We start from the raw sequence: 16,059 nt of genomic DNA, 5'->3' as shown, positions 1-16,059 counted from the left end.
TTCAGGTGACGATGAATTGATTTCACCTAGACTGGCCGGCATGCACAAGCTCCCGCCCCTGATCGAGCTTCGCGCTTTTGAAGCCGCCGCCCGCCATCTGAGCTTCAAGAAGGCGGCGGCAGAACTCGGCGTGACGCCAACGGCGATCAGCCACCAGATCGGGTTGCTCGAGCAATATTGCGGTCGCGCTCTGTTCCGCCGCAGACCACGGCCACTCTCGCTGACCGATGCCGGAGCGCGGCTTTTCCCCGTCATACGCGGCGGGCTCGAGGCGTTTGCCGCCGCCGTTGCGAGCGTCAAGCAGGAAGGCGCCCAACAGCCTCTCCGCGTGACGACGACCAACGCGTTCGCCAGCCGCTGGCTCGTGCCCCGCCTGCCCCTGTGGCGCAAGTTGCATCCCGACGTGCCGCTGGAGGTCATCGGCACTGACACGGTGCTCGATCTGCAGGCCGGAGACGGCGACGTCGCCATTCGCTACGCGACCAGCCGAGTACGGCCGACAGACGGCATCGTCGAAGATCTCTTCACCGATACATTCTGGGCCGTCTGCAGTCCGCGCCTGCTTGCAACGGGGCGCTTGATGCGACCGGTCGACCTCGCAAATCACGTCCTGATCCACTCTTATTGGTCGCCGGCCGATCGTGAGCCGCCCACCTGGCAGCGATGGCTCGCCGCGGCTCAGCGCAGATGGCGTGACGTCCCCCCGTTCAAGGACATGCAGCATCTGAGTTTCCGCGAGGAATTGCACGCCATCGAGGCGGTGATCGCAGGACAAGGAATAGGAGTGTTCAGTGATGTGCTCACGGCACACGACCTCGCCGCCGGTACGCTCGTGAAGGCGTTCAAGCTGAGCTTGCCTGGCTACGGCTTCCATGTGGTCAGTAAGGCAGGCCATCCGCGCGCAAGAACCATCCGAGCCTTTTCGGAGTGGCTGCGATCAGACCCTTGATCCGTTTCTTGGTGTCGCACATCCGTCAAGTCATGATGTTGAGACCGATGCGTGTTTCGGATCTCGTGCGGCCCTCGCCATTCGAGGAATCCGGGGCCACCGTGCCGCATGCAGGCCGACGGTTTCGCCAGTCGGCTGCAAACGAGAGCATCAGGGCTTGAATGGATACCCGTCGGGCTGGACCGGCTGGATTTGCCGGACCGAATAGACGATCAAATTTCGTCCAGCAAGGCACGGACTTTCGCGGCCAGATCTTCGATCGCAAAGGGTTTGGACAGCAGATGCTTGCCGGCATCGAGCATGCCGTTGTGAACGATTGCGTTGCGCGTGTAGCGGTGGTGAACAGCACCTTCAAATCCGGGTATCGTTTCGACAGTTCGCCCGCAAGTTCAGCGCCGGTCATGTCGGGCATGACGACGTCGGTAAACAGCAGATCTGGGACCAGACCGTTTTCGATCATCCTGATCGCCTCCTTGGCGCTCGCGGCCTCGATGACCGTATAACCAAGCTCCCGCAGGCTTTCGGACGAGATGCTGCGGACCCGCTCGTCGTCCTCGACGACGAGAATGGTCTCACCCTGAAGGCTTGCGCCGGGATGCGACACTCCTTGCGATGGGGTCGATACTCCCTCGTCGCCGGCGAAGCGTGGCAGATAGATCTTCACCGTCGTGCCAACGTCGACTTCCGAGTAGACTTTGACGTGGCCGCCCGACTGCCGCACGAAGCCGTAGACCTGACTGAGGCCGAGGCCGGTGCCCTTACCCACGACCTTGGTCGTGAAAAACGGGTCGAACACCTTTCCCAGCACGTCGGGCGGAATTCCGGTGCCGTTATCCGTCACGGCAATGAGAACATATTGTCCGGGCGACAGAGCATATTCACGGGCAAATTTCCGATCGATCGAGGCGTTGCTGGTTTCTATCGTCAGCCGCCCGCCCTTCGGCATGGCATCGCGCGCATTGACCGCAAGGTTGATCACGGCGCTTTCCAGCTGGGCCGGATCTGCCTTGACGCGCCAAAGACCGGCCGCCAGGACTGCCTCGAGGCGGACAAGCTCTCCGAGCGAGCGTTCGAGCAGTTCGCTCATCCCCCCGATCATCTTGTGGATGTCTACGACTTCAGGCGCCAGAGGCTGCTGGCGCGAGAACGCCAGCAGCCTCTGCGTCAAAGTGGCAGCGCGATTTGCGCCGTCGATTGCCCCCTCGATGAAGCGGTCAATGTTGACCTCTCCCTTGCCGAGCCGTCGTTTGGCGAGATTCAAGCTGCCGAGGATCACGGCCAGCATGTTGTTGAAGTCGTGGGCGATGCCTCCGGTCAGCTGCCCCACGGCCTCCATCTTCTGGGATTGGCGCAACTGCTCTTCGGCCTTCATGCGTTCGGCAATCTCGTCGGCGACACGTTGCTCCAGTTCGGCATTGAGCGCCTCGAGCCGGGTCAGGAGCCGAGCGTTGTCGATAGCCGTGGCGGCGTGGCCGGCAATCCCGAGCAAGGCGGCTTCGTGCTCTACCTGGAATTTACCCGTCTCTGCATGGCCGAAGAAGAGTCCGCCGAGGACTTCGCTCGTTCGCGAGATGACGGGGACCGCGAGGTAGGATCGGACTGGAAGATGCCCCTCCGGCATGCCTTTACGCGGCGCGTTCCTGCCATAGCGCGGGTCCTGCAGGATGTCGTCAGACCTCACCACGCCCGTACCCTTGAACGTGGGCTCGAACACCGCGGTGTTGCGCGGCATAGGAAACTTCTCGAAGGCGGATCGCGGCGCTCCGGACAGCGAATACAGCATGTAGCTGCCGCCGTCCGGCGCCAGAACGTTGTAGAAGAAGGCTCCGAACTGGGCGCCCGTCAGCTCCACGCCGGCATCTGTAACGATCTGCACGATCTTCTCGAGGTCGCGTTCGCGGGCGACCGACGCCCCCGTATCATTCAGTATTCGAAGCTGGCGTTCGGTCTTCTTTTGCGCGGAAATATCCAGAACCGTCCCGATGAACCGGACGGCCTGCCTATTGGAAAAGATCGCCTGCCCCGTCGCCGCGATCCAGCGTTCGACACCATCCTCGATGCCGATGGTTCGGAATTCAATGTTGTAGCTTTTCGGGCAATCCGGCGTCAGGGCTGCGGAGACGGCCTCGTGGGCCCGCTGCCTGTCGTCTGGATGGAGACCCTTCAGGAACGCCCCTTCGTAGCTCACTTCGGCGTCCGGCGACAAACCGAACACCTCCTTGCAGCGGTTGTCCCATCTAAGAACGTCGTTCACCGGATTATAGTCCCAGATGCCTATACCTGCCGCCCTGTTCGCAAGACTCAGGCGTTCGGCAGCTTCTCGCGCCGCCTGTTCCGAACGAACCCGCTCGATGTGGGCCCACGATCTCTCGGTGACCTCCGTGAGCAACGCGAGCTCGCGCGCCGTCCACCGATGCGGGCCGCGGTGATGAATGGCCATCAAGGCCGTGAGCTGCCCTTCCTTGACCAAGGGCATGCAGATCGTCGAACCTATTCCTATGTTCTGAAAGGTGGCCGCCTCCTCCGGCGCGATCTCCTTCAAATTGTCATTGATGACGAGAGGCCTGCCAGCACTGAGCTCTCGCACCGCCTTCTCACCGAAGTCGGCCAGGCTGTAGTGGCCAAGGATATGCATCGCACCAGGAGCCGCCCAATCCCCGCGGATGGTGAAGCCGTCTTGATCGGGATCCATGTCGGCATAAGCGCAGTTCGAGACGCCGAGGTGCTCTCCGACCATTCTCGTCGTCACTGCCATCACGCCGTCGGCATCGCGGGTCCTGGCCGTCTCCTTGTTGAGGGCGTCAAGGAAGAGCAGACGGATCTCGTTCTCCCGCACCGCCGCCTCGGCGCGTCGACGTTCGACGGCGGTTCGCGTGCGCTCGGCAACATCGTGGATGAGCTCGAGCTCCTCGGAGCTCCAGACCCGCGGGGTTGCGTTGTTGAGGTAGAGCAGCGCGACGACTCCGTCGGGCTCGGAGATCGGCATGTTGACAAGCGCGCGAGCGGATATCGCTTCGAGCGCGCGGGCGCGGTCGCCAACGCGAGGATCCTTCTCCGCATCGGCACAGATGACCGTCTCGCCGCGCTTCAAATCTTCGATGTAGTTGCCATAGTCGCGGAAGTGCAGCACCCCCGCCAGGCTCAAAATGCCCGGCGCGTTCCAGTCACGGACGATGGTAATGGTCTCGGCCGATGTGTCGACCGTGCCGTAGCCTGCCCGGCTGACCTTGAGGCTGCGGCCGAGCAGCTCTACCGCTGCATAAGCGAGATCGTCGGGGTTGGCGATCTCTCGGATGTAATCGCCAAGTGCAGCCAGGACGGCATTGCGATCGGTCGAGTTCTCCCCGGCCGTCGATGTCATCTGACCTCCCCTGACACTTGGCTCGTCACCGAATAGCGTTTCTTGCGGCATCCGCTTCAGGCCGACGACGATGCCAGCGGGAGAGTGGCACCCGCGCGTTCTGATAACTTCATGAAGGCATCAAGGTTCCGGCCCGGCCTGTGCCATGCGCGGGCTCGAGCAAATCACGACGTCAGTGCTTAGTTAGCGCATGCTGCCGCGACCTCGACCGCCTCGCCGCAACAGCGTGAGCGCCTGGGCCGATGGACACGCTGCCGGCGTCAAAGTTGCGTGTCCCCGCACGCGGCCATCTGCAGGTGTCGGCAGAAAATAAACGCGACTGCCCGCGCCACCGCAAGTTGTGGACGCACCCTTGGTCGTATAGCGTCAGCATCAGGATGCACCTCGTGGTCTCACAATTCATGCTCGTCCGTGCCCTGCTTCTGCTGGCCTTGCTGTCGCTTCCCGGCGCATTGCGTGCCGAAGGGACCCCGGCCGAGAAACCCGGCTTTGCCTCCAGGCTGACGATCTATCTTGCCAAAGGCGCGCCCGACGCGTGCGGGCCGGGCTGCGACCGCTGGATCGCGATCGAGGGCCAGATCGATCAAGACGCAGCGTCCCGCATTCGCCGCTTCCTCGCCGGCGTCAAGGACCTGCAGCGCCCGATCTACCTCCATTCGCCCGGCGGAAACGTTGAGCAGTCCTATGTGATCGCCCGGCTGCTGCGCAGCCGCAAGGCGATCGCCCGGGTTGGCCGGACGATCGCGACGGCGTGCGCCGCGGGCACGCAGATCGACGCCGCATGCCAGAAGATCAAGAACGGGAACGGCGAGGTCGAGGCCGAACTCAGCACCTATCATGCGATGTGCAACTCGGCCTGCGGTTACCTGTTTCTCGGAGCGACCTCTCGCGAGGTTGCGCCCGATGCCGCGCTGGCGGTCCATAACTCCAGGCTCATCCTCCGGTTTCAAGGCAATCCGCCTCCGGAAGTGGTCGCCGAAGCGCGGCGGCGCCGGATCGCCGGTGCCGACCGCGACCGCGCCGCGTTCATTGCGGCGATGGGAATCAGCCGCGAGCTCGATGCACTGATCAGCACCGTGAAATTCGAAAACCTGCACGTGCTGACGCGGCCCGAACTCTACCGGTTCGGGATCGACACGCGACCGCTGGCCGAGACGATGTGGCGGCTGGAAAAGGGAGCGCGACCGTTCATCAGCAAGATCGCCGCGGTGAAGAAGGAGAACGATGCCTCGTTCCGGACCATGGAATGGCGCCTGTATTGCGAAAACAAGAAGCGCGTGCCGCTGATGTTCGCGGGTGAGATCGACGCATCGGCCGCCGGCAAGAAAACGATCCTGATCGCGGCCAGCGCCGACATGAGCAAGCAAGCGGGAGGGCCTCCGGTGCGGTTCGGGAAGTACGAGGTCTGGAACGGCGCCGTCGACCCGGACATGGTCAAGGCGGTGCTGGCCTCGCACTCCCTGCAGGTCCGGGAAACCACGCCGGAACCAGAGGGACGGGCTGACGTCACAAGCTTCAACATCGACACGACCGGCTTGGCGTCGGTGTGGACGCAACTCGGGACGTCGTGCACTTCAGTGGCGACGGGCCCGGCAAAACCCTGGCCGGCGAATTCTCTGCAGCCGACACCCTGGACGGACAGTCCATGGAAAGCAGGTGGTACCCTGCCGAACGTCAGCGCAACGCCTGCGCCGTAGCGCGCAGGCTTGCAACAGTCTTCAAGAGCTGAAGCCTGCCCCCTCCCTCAGCCCTCGACCCGCGTGTAGATCACGAGCTTCAGCGCGGGATCGTCGTTGGCCTGGAAGCTGGTGTGCTCGAACCGGAGCACGCCCCTGGTCGGATGGTTCATGGTCTTGAGGCCTGAGGCGGTGTTGCGGATGTCGTGGGCTTCCCACCATTTGACGAACTCCGGACTGCCCTGGCGCAGCCGCGTCAGCAACTCCGTGAAAGCGGGATCGCCGGCCCAGACGTCGTGATTGGCGCGGAACATCGCGACCATGCTCCTGGCGACGTCGGTCCAGCTCGCGCCGTAGAATTTTCGCGTCTGCTTGTTGGTCATCACCAGCAGCAGCGTGTTGCGATCCTGCTCGGGCAACTGACCGAAGGCAAAGACCTCCTCGGCCGCCGCGTTCCAGGCCAGCACATCCCAGCGGCGCCCCGTGATATAGGCCGGCTGGTGCAGGCTCTCGATCATCCGCCGAATGGGCGGCGGCACGGTCTCGCGCGTGAACGCCCCCCTGGCGCCGTCGCGCGCCAGCGCCTTCAAATGCGCATGCTCGGTCTTGCTGAGGCGGAGTGCGCGGGCCAGCGCATCGACGGTGGTCACCGACGGGCTGACGGTGCGGCCCTGTTCGAGGCGGATGTACCAGTCGACGCCGATGCCGGCGAGCTGCGCGACCTCCTCGCGGCGTAGCCCCGCGGTGCGCCGGCGCCGGCCGACCGGAAGACCAACCGTCTTCGGCGACAGCTTTTCGCGGCGAGACCTCAGGAAGTCGCCGAATTCAACGCGGCGCGGATCGGCCATGATGTCGCTCCCATATGGAGGGTCTTTGGAATACTAGGATAATACCAGGCCTTCTTGGCCCCTCCAAGGCGGCGCATATGGGATTCACCGCGACTTTGAGGTGAACATCCATGAAAGCTGCCGTACTCAAATCCCTTGGATCGCCGCTGGTGATCGAGGACGTTCCGAAGCCGACCCTCGGTACCGGCGAAGTCGTTGTCGACATCGTCGCCACGCGCGTCCTGTCGTACATGAACGAGGTTTTTGACGGGACACGCAACTACGCGCTCGATCTGCCTGTTATCCCCGGTCCCGGCGGCATCGGCCGGGTGCGCGCGGTCGGCCCGGATGCCACCAAGCTCAGCGTGGGCGACTGGGTGTTCTGCGACCCGACGGTGCGCTCGCGCGACGACACCGTTGCGCCCGATATCGCTCTGCAAGGGCTCACCGCTGCCGGGCCCGGCGGCATGCGGCTGCAACAGCATTTTCGCCACGGCTCCTTTGCCGAACAAATGAGGGTGCCGACCGAGAACGTGAAGCGGCTCGGTGCGATCACGCCCGAGGACGCGACGCAATGGTGCGCGCTGGGCACGCTGCTAGTGCCTTACGGCGGCTTCCTCGCTGCGAACCTTAGAGCGGGCGAGACCGTGCTGGTGAGCGGGGCTACCGGCAATTTCGGCAGCGCCGCCGTCTCGGTTGCGTTGGCGATGGGCGCAGCCAGCGTGGTCGCGCCCGGCCGCAACGAGAAAATCCTCGCCGACCTCGTCCGACGCTTCGGCAGCCGCGTGCAACCGGTCAAGCTTACTGGCAATGAAGATCACGACCGCGAGGCGATGAAGCGCGCAGCGCCCGGCCCGATCGATTGCGCGTTCGACATCATGCCGCCCTCCGTGAGCACCGACGTCGTGCGTGCAGCGATCATGACGGTGCGCCCCTATGGGCGCGTCGTACTGATGGGCGGCGTCGGCATGGCCGGCGGCGCGGGCCTCGAGCTGCCCTACCCCTGGATCATGCGCAACTGCATCAGCATCCACGGCGTCTGGATGTACCCGCCGGATGCCGCGAGCCGTCTGATCGCGCTGGTGCGTGCGGGTCTGCTCAGGCTGGAGGAATACGAGACGACGGCCTTCGACCTCGACCATGCCAACGAGGCGGTGGCGCACGCCGCCGCCAATGGCGGGCCGTTCAAAATGACGGTGATCCGGCCTTGAAAAATTCAGACGACGGCGTGCCCGTCGTCATCGATTTTTTCGTCAGTCGGCCCAAGCACTTGGCTACTGTGCATGGGGTTGTTTTCGCGATTTTCTACTCGAGCTCGACCACCTGGCCGTTCGACAGCGACACCCGCCGGTCCATGCGGCCGGCGAGCTCCATGTTGTGGGTCGCGATCAGCATCGAAACCTTGGTCGCCTTGACCAGCTGCATCAGCGCCTGGAACACGTGATCGGCCGTGTGCGGATCGAGGTTGCCGGTCGGCTCGTCCGCGAACAGCACCCGCGGCGCGTTGGCCACCGCGCGCGCGATCGCGACGCGCTGCTGCTCGCCGCCGGACAGCTCGGCCGGGCGATGGGTGATGCGGTCGCCGAGACCGAGATAGCCGAGGATCTCCTTGGCGCGCTTGACGCTCTCGGACTTCTTCAGGCCGCGGATCATCTGCGGCATCATCACATTCTCCAGCGCCGAGAACTCCGGCAATAGCCGGTGCGACTGGTAGACGAAGCCGATATCGGTGCGGCGCAGCTGGGTGCGCTCGATGTCGGGCAGCTGCGAGGTCGGCGCGCCCGAGACATAGACCTCGCCGGAATCGGGTGCTTCCAACAGCCCCGCGATGTGCAGCAGCGTCGATTTGCCCGAGCCCGACGGCGCCACCAGCGCGACAGACTGCCCGGCCCACAGCGCGAGCTTGGCGCCGTCCAGGATCGTCAGCGGCACCTCGCCCTGCAAGTACTGCCGCTTTATCTCGTGGAGATAAATGACCGGTACGTCTTCCGCCCCCTGCTGCTGCTCCATCAACCCCTCACTCGTACCGCAGCGCTTCGACAGGATCGAGGCGCGCGGCGCGCCACGACGGATACAGCGTCGCCAGGAACGACAGCGTCAGCGCCATGATGACGACGGCCGTGGTCTCGCCGACGTCGATCTCGGCGGGCAGTTTCGAAAGGAAATAGAGTTCTGGCGAGAACAGCTCGGTGCTGGTCAGCCAGGACAGGAATTGCCGGATGGATTCGATGTTGAGGCAGATCACGAGGCCGACGACAAAGCCGACCAGCGTGCCGACCACGCCGATCGAGGCGCCCGTGATCAGGAAGATGCGCATGATCGAGCCCTGCGAGGCGCCCATCGTGCGCAGGATCGCGATGTCGCTGCCCTTGTCCTTCACCAGCATGATCAGGCCTGAGACGATGTTCAGAGCCGCGACCAGCACGATCATGGTCAGGATCAGGAACATCACGTTGCGCTCGACCTGGAGCGCGTTGAAGAAGGTCGAATTGCGCTGCCGCCAATCCACCAGGAACACCGGCCTGCCCGCAGCCTCCGTCACGGCCTGGCGGAAGGCGACGATCTGATCGGGATTGGTGGTGAACACCTCGATCGAGGTGACGTCGTTGCTGCGATTGAAATAGGCCTGCGCTTCCGCGAGCGGCATGAACACGAAGCCGAGATCGTATTCGGACATGCCGATCTCGAACACGGCGACGATCTTGTACGGCTTGATGCGCGGTGTCGTGCCCATCGGCGTGACCGCGCCCTTCGGCGCCACCAGCGTGATGCTGTCGCCGGCATGCAGCGACAGCTGGTCGGCGAGGCGCCGTCCGATCGCGACACCCTGCCCGTCGTCAAAGCCCTCGAGCGAGCCCTGCTTGATGTTCTTGGCGATCGAGGTGAGGTTGTTGAGGTCGTCGGAGCGGATGCCGCGCACCAGCACGCCCGAGGCGTTCCAGGGTGAGGACGCCAGCGCCTGGCCGTCCACCACGGGCGCGGCGAGCCGGATGCCTTTGACCTGGCTGAGGCGGTCGGCGACGTCTTTCCAGTCGGTCAGCGGCGATTCCAGCGGCTGCACCAGGATGTGCCCGTTCAGCCCCAGGATCTTGTCGAGCAGCTCTTTGCGGAAGCCGTTCATCACGGCCATGACGATGATCAGCGTCGCCACACCCAGCATGATGCCGAGGAAGGAGAACCCGGCGATGACCGAGATGAATCCCTCCTTGCGGCGCGCCCGCAAATAGCGCGCCGACAGCATCCACTCGAATGGCGCAAAAGGCGCGGTTTGCACGGTCTCGGTCATGGTCTCATCCATCGCTCGATAATCCCATGATTCGGGGTCAATTGTGGCCGGATTGGCGGCCGCGATATCGCGATGAACAATATTCAGCCGACCAGGCTTATCAGCCCACAAGTCTTGCGACCGCGTCCGCTGGCGACATAGTCTCGCGGGAGCCGTCACTGCGCCGCTTGATCTCGACCTTGCCGTCGGCGAGCCCCTTCGGCCCGATCATGATCTGCCAGGGGATACCGATCAGGTCGGCGGCGGCGAATTTGGCGCCGGCGCGCTGGTCGGTGTCGTCATAGAGCACGTCGACGCCCTTGGCCGTGAGCTCGGCATAAAGCTTCTCGCAGGCCGCATCGACCGCCGCATCACCCTGCTTGAGATTGAGGATCGACACGCGGAACGGCGCGACGGCCTCCGGCCATTTGATGCCGGCATCGTCATGGCAGGCTTCGATGATCGCGCCGAGCAGGCGCGAGACGCCGACGCCATAGGAACCGCCATGGATCGGCACGTCGACGCCGTCGGGGCCCGCCACCAGGGCCTTCATCGCGTCGGAATATTTGGTGCCGAAATAGAAGATCTGCCCAACCTCGATGCCGCGGGTGTTCACCCGCTTGTCCGCCGGCACTTCCTGCTCGAACCGCGCGGCGTCGTGGACGTCCTCCGTGGCGGCGTAGACCGAGGTCCATTGCTTGATGATCGGCGTCAGGTCGCTGTCGTAGTCGACGTCCTCGCCCGGCACCGGCAGGTCGAGCACGTCGCGATTGATGAAAACGCCGGATTCCCCGGTTTCGGCCAGCACGATGAACTCGTGGCTGAGGTCGCCGCCGATCGGGCCAGTCTCCGCGCGCATCGGGATCGCCTTCAGCCCCATCCGCGCAAAGGTGCGCAAATACGCCACGAACATCTTGTTGTAGGCGACGCGCGCGGCCGCTTCGTTGAGGTCGAACGAATAGGCGTCCTTCATCAGGAACTCGCGGCCGCGCATCACGCCGAAACGCGGACGTTGCTCGTCGCGGAATTTCCATTGAATATGATAGAGATTCAGCGGGAGGTTCTTGTAGGACTTCACATAGGCGCGGAAGATCTCGGTGATCATTTCCTCGTTGGTCGGCCCGTACAGCAGCTCGCGCTTGTGGCGGTCGGCGATGCGGAGCATCTCCGGACCATAGGCGTCATAGCGGCCGCTCTCGCGCCAGAGGTCGGCAAGCTGGAGCGTCGGCATCAACAGCTCCAGCGCGCCCGACCGGTCCTGCTCCTCGCGCACGATCTGCTCGATCTTCTTCAACACGCGGAAGCCAAGCGGCAGCCAGGCATAGATACCGGCGGCCTCCTGCCGGATCATGCCGGCGCGCAGCATCAGCCGATGCGAGACGATCTCAGCCTCTTTCGGATTTTCCTTCAGGATGGGCAGAAAGAACCGCGACAACCGCATGGTAATACTCTGGGAATCAGTGATGGGTTGCAGTGAAACCGGATTGAGAGCGAAAACACAAGACCGGGAATGAGGAAAAGCCGCTAACGCAACGGAATTCCTGTCATTTTTCCGTCGGACTTCAGGTTCGGCCCAAGCTGCGTCTCACGACGGCGTGACGTCGAGTTCATCCTCGAGCGTGATCTGCTCGAAGTCGGTCACCAGCGCGTCGATCCGCACGTGCCAGCGGCCGGCAAACGGCAGTTCGACCTTGCGCACATGCCAATAGCCGTCGGGCCCGAGCGAGGCCCTTCGCTCCATCGGCTCTATGCCGCGCTCGGGCAGGCTCAGGGTCAACGTCGCCTCCTTGGCCGCCAGCGGCGTCCCCTCGCCGGTCATGAGCTGGAGCACGACATCATTGGCCCCCGCCTTGCCTGGCGAGACCAGGACCTGGAACATCGCCTTGTCGCTATGGATGTGGATCGCCAAAGGTGTCTCCGGCACGATCGTCCGCGGCGGCGGCGTGAAGCGCCAGCCGGCGACCACGGCCAGGATGGCAAGAGCAATCGTACCTTCCAGCACGATCGAGTGCTTGAGCGCGGGCGTCCCTGTCTCGTTCCGGGCCAGAGCCGGAGTCAGCCGGAACCGATTGAGCGCGGCCAGCGCCAGCAATCCCGTGACCAGAACTAGCTTGACCGAGAGGATTAGCCCGTAGCGGGTCCCGACCAGCGCTTCAGGCTTTTCGAGCTGCACGATCGCGAGTGCGAGGCCGGTCAAGGCCAACACGCCGACCGCGAGCGCAGCAATGCGGGAAAAGCGGTTCACAATCGCGAGCGTCGCAATCGTCGGCTTCGACACCAGCACCACGAGCGGCGCGAGAGCACCGATCCAAATGGTGACACCGAGGCCGTGGAGAAAGATTGCAGGCCGGGTCAACGCCTCCGGCGGTGCCGTTGCGGCGTGCCCGGTCATGGCGAGCGACAGACCGACGCCGACCAACGCCATGATCGCAAGAGCACGCGCGTACCACGCACTGCGCAGCGCCATCAACGCGAGTAGCATCGCAAGCAGAGCAACCAGCAGCGCAGGGCCGGCACTGGTCGCGAGCGCGACTTTCCAGGGAGCGGCGGTCGCAAGGGCTGCCAGTGGCAGCCCGAGGAGATCGAGGCCCAACGCGCCGACGGACGCCACCGCGCTTGGGATGCCGATGGCGAGCGCCATGCGCGGCACGGCCATGCCGGTCATCGACCACGCAACCCAGCGCGCGAAGAACACGCCGCCGACGCCAATGAACAGCCCAACGTACAGGCCGACGCGCGCCAGCCAGATCAGCGCGTTCAACCCGCTATCCTCAGCGGCGGCAGGCTTCGTCGCGGTCGGCATGCCAATCGAGAAGATCACCGATCCGGTGACAGGATGGCCGTCCTGCGAGATCACGCGATAGCTGACGACCGCGGTGCCCTCAGGCAGATCCACCGGCATCACGACCGAAATCGTCTCGCCCGATGCGCTGACGCGCGCATCATTCCGCGCCCTGCCCGCGCCATCGATCAGCCGGATCGCGCCCGGCGTCACCGCCTCGTTAAAGCGCAGTTCCACCGCCTTGGGCGCGGCCTTGAGCATGCTGCCGCTCGCCGGCTCAACCGAGACCAGCGCCGCATGCGCCGACGCACCGCTTGCGAAGCCGGCAACGAGGAGCAGCGTCGCAAGCGCGGCGAAGAGGCGCATCAGGGTTTTGGCAACAGTTTCACGCCCGGCGCCGGCGACTTGCCCTCGGACTTGCCCTCATGTGAATGCCCTGCCCCCGCCGCCGGAATTTCGATCCAGCGGCTGACGCCGGCCTCGCATTCCTGAACGACAGGGAAGTACAGAACCGTGTTCGGCTTCAGGCTGTCGGTCAGGAACGTGCTGAGGACGAACTCGTCATAGTTCTTGTCCGGCAGCTTGCCGCCGGACCACGCGACCTCCTTGACGCCGGAGGAGAGCTTGTTGCCGTGATAGTCGTATTCCCCGGCATATTTGCCCTCGACGACATCGACATTCCAGCCGGCCTTCGGCATCGGCTTCACCGCGATCACCCCTTCCGGAATCTGCACCCGGATCTTCACCGTCGGCGAGCCCGCGCAGCCATGCGGCACGGTGAAGACGGCCTTGTAGGACGTACCGACCGTGGCTTGCTTGGTCTCGATCGACACGTGCGCCGCCGCCGGCGAGGCGGCTAGCGCGGCAATCAGGATCAGGCAGGATTGCTTCGACATGTTCGGCCTCCCGAGAGTCCAGATCCGTTTCATTTCATCTTCATTCCCGAGTGATCCGGCATTTTCTTCATGTCCATATGACCTGAATGCCCGGCATCGCCAGGCGCCTGTGCGCCGACGCCCTGGACGTCTAGGGACACGGCGACCTTGCCGGCCTTCTCGAATTGCAGCGTCACCGGCACCTTGTCGCCCTGCTTGAACGCGCCCTTCAGCTCCTGGAGCATCAAGTGGTTGCCGCCGGGCGCGAGCTTCACCGTCTTGCCGGCATCGATGGCGAGCCCCTTGTCGAGCGGGCGCATCTTCATCACGCCGTTGTCCATCGCCATCTCGTGGATCTCGGCCTTGCCCGCGATATCGGCGGACACGCTGACCAGTCTGTCGGCCGCAGTGCCCTTGTTCTCGATGGTCAGATAGCCGCCGGCGACCTTGGCGCCGCCCGGCGTCGCCCGGCTCCAGGCCTGCGAAACGACGAGATCGCCGGCCTTGACGTCGTCGGCGACCGCCGGGGCTGCGGAGATCGCGAGAGCGAACGCGGCGAGCAGCACGTTTTTCGAGATTGTCTTCATGTCGGTATTCCCTTTGCAGTCTTTAACTTCAGTGTTTGGAGAGTTGTTGCGCCGACCACTTTTCGAGATCGGCAATTTCGGCCGAGCCTTCGATCGTCGTGACGGTCCCTTCCGGGGAGATGAGCATGGTCCTGGGGATGTCGCCCTGCCAGGCCGGATCGATCTCGAACCGCAAGCGCTCGACAAAGCCGTCGTTGAAGATGAAATTTTCGGTCGACGCCAGACCCGCCTTGTCGAGCATCGATTGCGTGGCGGCCGGCAGGTTCGGCACGAGATCGGCGCTGACCGTGACGACGTCGATCTCCGGATGCTCCTTTGCAAACCGCCCGAGCAGCGGCAGCTCGACCTTACAAGGCCCGCAGGTCACACCCCAGAAATGCACGAGCACGGGGCGGCCGGCGTGCCCCCTCAGGACGCCTTGCCACGTGCCGCGTTCGAATGGCTTCAGAGCCGGAGATGCGCCGAGCGCCGCCGCCGATGCGATCAGAACAACAAGGCTGGCAATGCCTGCAAATCGAAATCTCATGGTTGGTCCTCGATTGCCGTGAGCCGATAGCCGTCCGCCTTCGTCATCCACGACAGGTAGGTCTGCTTGCCGCTGGAGACCAGCAAAGGGTGATCGGACGTGTCGGTCGTGCTCGATATCGCCTTCGGCGCCGACCACGTCTCGCCATCGTCGCGGGAGACCGTCATCTGGACCGAGGTCTTTTCACCGTCGAACTCCTTCCAGACCATCACCGTTCCCGCCGCGCCCGCGAGCACGAAGGGGCGCGTCGGATTACGATCCGGCCGCCCCAACACCATCGGCGAAGAGAACGTGCGGCCTTCGTCGCGCGAGTGGGCGTAGAACAATCCCTTCCGCGCCTTCCCGTTGGTGTACCAGGCGACGTGATAGGTTCCGTTCGGGGCAACGGTGAGGCTCGGCCCATGGTGTGGGCAGGCATTGATCTGCCAGTCGTCGTTGCTGACCCGACGGACTTCGCCTGGCGTCGCGACGTCCGTGAAGGTCATCACCGCGTGGTCGCGCACGCCGCCCTCAAATATGTTCCTGAAGATCACGACCGGCCGCCCGGACGCAGCGAATGCCAGCCCCAACCGGCAGCATTCGCAGGTGCCCTCGCGCGCCAGCTTCGCTTCTGCGTAGGTGGTGCCGCCGTCGCTGGACGAAGTGAAGAACAGCCCGGCTCCCTCGTACTTCTGTCCCGCTTCCTTCGCAAAAATGCGATTGCGCTTGTCCAACCACGCCGCAAATACTGTTCCATCCTGATCGAGCGCCAGCGCCTCGAAACGTTGGCTCTCGTTGCTGGCGGTGATCGGCTTCAGCTCGGCAAAGCTCCTGCCGCCGTCGGCCGAGCGCGTGGTGAGCACCTGACCGTTGAAGGCCTCGTCCCTGAAGGTCGAGAACGCGAGCGCAATGCCCCCCTTGCGGTCGACCACGATCTTCGGCCGCGCATCCGGCCCCCAATCGAGGTTCAGCCGCGTCGTCGTGACCTGCGTGGGCGTCGAGAAACTTCGGCCCGCATCCTGCGAACTTGCGACCGAGACCTGCCCTCCCGCCATCCAGACCAGCCACAGCGCGCCGTCCGGACCGAAGGCAGGCGTCGCCTTGGTCGCACAGCGCAGCGTCGGCTCCTCGCACGCGGCTTCGGACGCGTGCTTGCCGTGCATCTGCCCCAGCGCCGCACCTTGCAGGCAGGCGAGAGCGGCTATCGCGAGCAAGCCAGTTCGGATCATGGC

General features: G+C 64.2%; 12 protein-coding genes and 1 pseudogene. 3 read left to right on the top strand and 10 right to left on the bottom strand.

Translation table 11 applies throughout. From position 1 onward, the window contains the following. Positions 1-40 precede the first annotated feature (40 nt). Positions 41-949, top strand: coding sequence for a LysR substrate-binding domain-containing protein (locus CIT37_RS19335; protein ID WP_028141499.1), 909 nt, complete (start codon positions 41-43; stop codon positions 947-949). A gap of 212 nt (positions 950-1,161) precedes the next feature. Here the strand turns inward: CIT37_RS19335 and CIT37_RS19330 are convergent. Then, a pseudogene (locus tag CIT37_RS19330) lies at positions 1,162-4,310 on the bottom strand (GAF domain-containing protein). Positions 4,311-4,711: 401 nt separating this feature from the next. On the opposite strand from CIT37_RS19330, the gene CIT37_RS19325 reads away from it, so the two are divergent. After that, positions 4,712-6,007 carry a COG3904 family protein gene (locus tag CIT37_RS19325; RefSeq protein ID WP_095425459.1) on the top strand — a complete coding sequence of 432 codons (1,296 nt, stop codon included), beginning with the start codon at positions 4,712-4,714 and terminating at the stop codon, positions 6,005-6,007. 47 nt (positions 6,008-6,054) lie between these two features. On the opposite strand, the gene CIT37_RS19320 is transcribed toward CIT37_RS19325, so the two are convergent. Then, positions 6,055-6,834, bottom strand: coding sequence for a helix-turn-helix transcriptional regulator (locus CIT37_RS19320; protein ID WP_038948707.1), 780 nt, complete (start codon positions 6,832-6,834; stop codon positions 6,055-6,057). A 110-nt stretch (positions 6,835-6,944) separates the two neighbouring features. On the opposite strand from CIT37_RS19320, the gene CIT37_RS19315 reads away from it, so the two are divergent. Next, positions 6,945-8,024 (top strand): zinc-binding dehydrogenase, encoded by a 1,080-nt coding sequence (locus CIT37_RS19315; RefSeq protein ID WP_038948708.1) that lies wholly within the window; start codon positions 6,945-6,947, stop codon positions 8,022-8,024. 94 nt (positions 8,025-8,118) lie between these two features. Here the strand turns inward: CIT37_RS19315 and CIT37_RS19310 are convergent, their stop codons facing one another. The 8 genes from CIT37_RS19310 to CIT37_RS19275 all read right to left on the bottom strand — a co-directional run bounded on the left by CIT37_RS19310 (position 8,119) and on the right by CIT37_RS19275 (position 16,056). Continuing rightward, positions 8,119-8,823, bottom strand: a complete 705-nt coding sequence (locus CIT37_RS19310) for an ABC transporter ATP-binding protein (protein WP_018320184.1) — start codon at positions 8,821-8,823, stop codon at positions 8,119-8,121. A gap of 7 nt (positions 8,824-8,830) precedes the next feature. Then, the gene (locus CIT37_RS19305) at positions 8,831-10,111 is read right to left on the bottom strand and encodes a lipoprotein-releasing ABC transporter permease subunit (protein WP_018320183.1); all 1,281 of its coding nucleotides are present in this window, start codon (positions 10,109-10,111) and stop codon (positions 8,831-8,833) included. Positions 10,112-10,199: 88 nt separating this feature from the next. Further along, positions 10,200-11,519, bottom strand: coding sequence for a proline--tRNA ligase (gene proS / locus CIT37_RS19300; protein WP_028141493.1), 1,320 nt, complete (start codon positions 11,517-11,519; stop codon positions 10,200-10,202). Between the two features lie 144 nt (positions 11,520-11,663). Next, entirely contained in the window at positions 11,664-13,226 is a 1,563-nt protein-coding gene (locus CIT37_RS19295; protein WP_095425451.1) for a copper resistance CopC/CopD family protein, read from the bottom strand. Next, on the bottom strand, positions 13,226-13,756 hold the full coding sequence (locus tag CIT37_RS19290; protein ID WP_161966435.1) for a YcnI family copper-binding membrane protein: 531 nt from the start codon (positions 13,754-13,756) through the stop codon (positions 13,226-13,228). The genes CIT37_RS19295 and CIT37_RS19290 overlap by 1 nt, the downstream gene beginning before the upstream one ends. A 29-nt stretch (positions 13,757-13,785) precedes the next feature. Beyond that, on the bottom strand, positions 13,786-14,322 hold the full coding sequence (locus CIT37_RS19285) for a copper chaperone PCu(A)C (RefSeq protein ID WP_038948712.1): 537 nt from the start codon (positions 14,320-14,322) through the stop codon (positions 13,786-13,788). 28 nt (positions 14,323-14,350) lie between these two features. After that, positions 14,351-14,848, bottom strand: coding sequence for a TlpA family protein disulfide reductase (locus tag CIT37_RS19280; RefSeq protein WP_038948713.1), 498 nt, complete (start codon positions 14,846-14,848; stop codon positions 14,351-14,353). Next, positions 14,845-16,056: a sialidase family protein gene (locus CIT37_RS19275; RefSeq protein ID WP_095425449.1), complete on the bottom strand. Its 1,212-nt coding sequence runs from the start codon at positions 16,054-16,056 to the stop codon at positions 14,845-14,847. The genes CIT37_RS19280 and CIT37_RS19275 overlap by 4 nt, the downstream gene beginning before the upstream one ends. Positions 16,057-16,059 lie beyond the last annotated feature (3 nt).

The organism is Bradyrhizobium ottawaense (assembly GCF_002278135.3).
GTDB lineage: Bacteria > Pseudomonadota > Alphaproteobacteria > Rhizobiales > Xanthobacteraceae > Bradyrhizobium > Bradyrhizobium ottawaense.
This window is presented reverse-complemented; position numbering and strand designations above follow the sequence as displayed.

What these genes read in the sequence shown, in the direction of transcription:
- CIT37_RS19335 (WP_028141499.1), top strand. Translation starts at nt 41, where the DNA reads ATGCACAAGCTCCCGCCCCTGATCGAGCTTCGCGCTTTTGAAGCCGCC.
- CIT37_RS19310 (WP_018320184.1), bottom strand. Translation starts at nt 8,823, where the DNA reads ATGGAGCAGCAGCAGGGGGCGGAAGACGTACCGGTCATTTATCTCCAC.
- CIT37_RS19275 (WP_095425449.1), bottom strand. Translation starts at nt 16,056, where the DNA reads ATGATCCGAACTGGCTTGCTCGCGATAGCCGCTCTCGCCTGCCTGCAA.
- CIT37_RS19285 (WP_038948712.1), bottom strand. Translation starts at nt 14,322, where the DNA reads ATGAAGACAATCTCGAAAAACGTGCTGCTCGCCGCGTTCGCTCTCGCG.
- CIT37_RS19305 (WP_018320183.1), bottom strand. Translation starts at nt 10,111, where the DNA reads ATGGATGAGACCATGACCGAGACCGTGCAAACCGCGCCTTTTGCGCCA.
- CIT37_RS19290 (WP_161966435.1), bottom strand. Translation starts at nt 13,756, where the DNA reads ATGTCGAAGCAATCCTGCCTGATCCTGATTGCCGCGCTAGCCGCCTCG.
- CIT37_RS19295 (WP_095425451.1), bottom strand. Translation starts at nt 13,226, where the DNA reads ATGCGCCTCTTCGCCGCGCTTGCGACGCTGCTCCTCGTTGCCGGCTTC.
- CIT37_RS19280 (WP_038948713.1), bottom strand. Translation starts at nt 14,848, where the DNA reads ATGAGATTTCGATTTGCAGGCATTGCCAGCCTTGTTGTTCTGATCGCA.
- CIT37_RS19325 (WP_095425459.1), top strand. Translation starts at nt 4,712, where the DNA reads ATGCTCGTCCGTGCCCTGCTTCTGCTGGCCTTGCTGTCGCTTCCCGGC.
- CIT37_RS19320 (WP_038948707.1), bottom strand. Translation starts at nt 6,834, where the DNA reads ATGGCCGATCCGCGCCGCGTTGAATTCGGCGACTTCCTGAGGTCTCGC.
- CIT37_RS19315 (WP_038948708.1), top strand. Translation starts at nt 6,945, where the DNA reads ATGAAAGCTGCCGTACTCAAATCCCTTGGATCGCCGCTGGTGATCGAG.
- proS (WP_028141493.1), bottom strand. Translation starts at nt 11,519, where the DNA reads ATGCGGTTGTCGCGGTTCTTTCTGCCCATCCTGAAGGAAAATCCGAAA.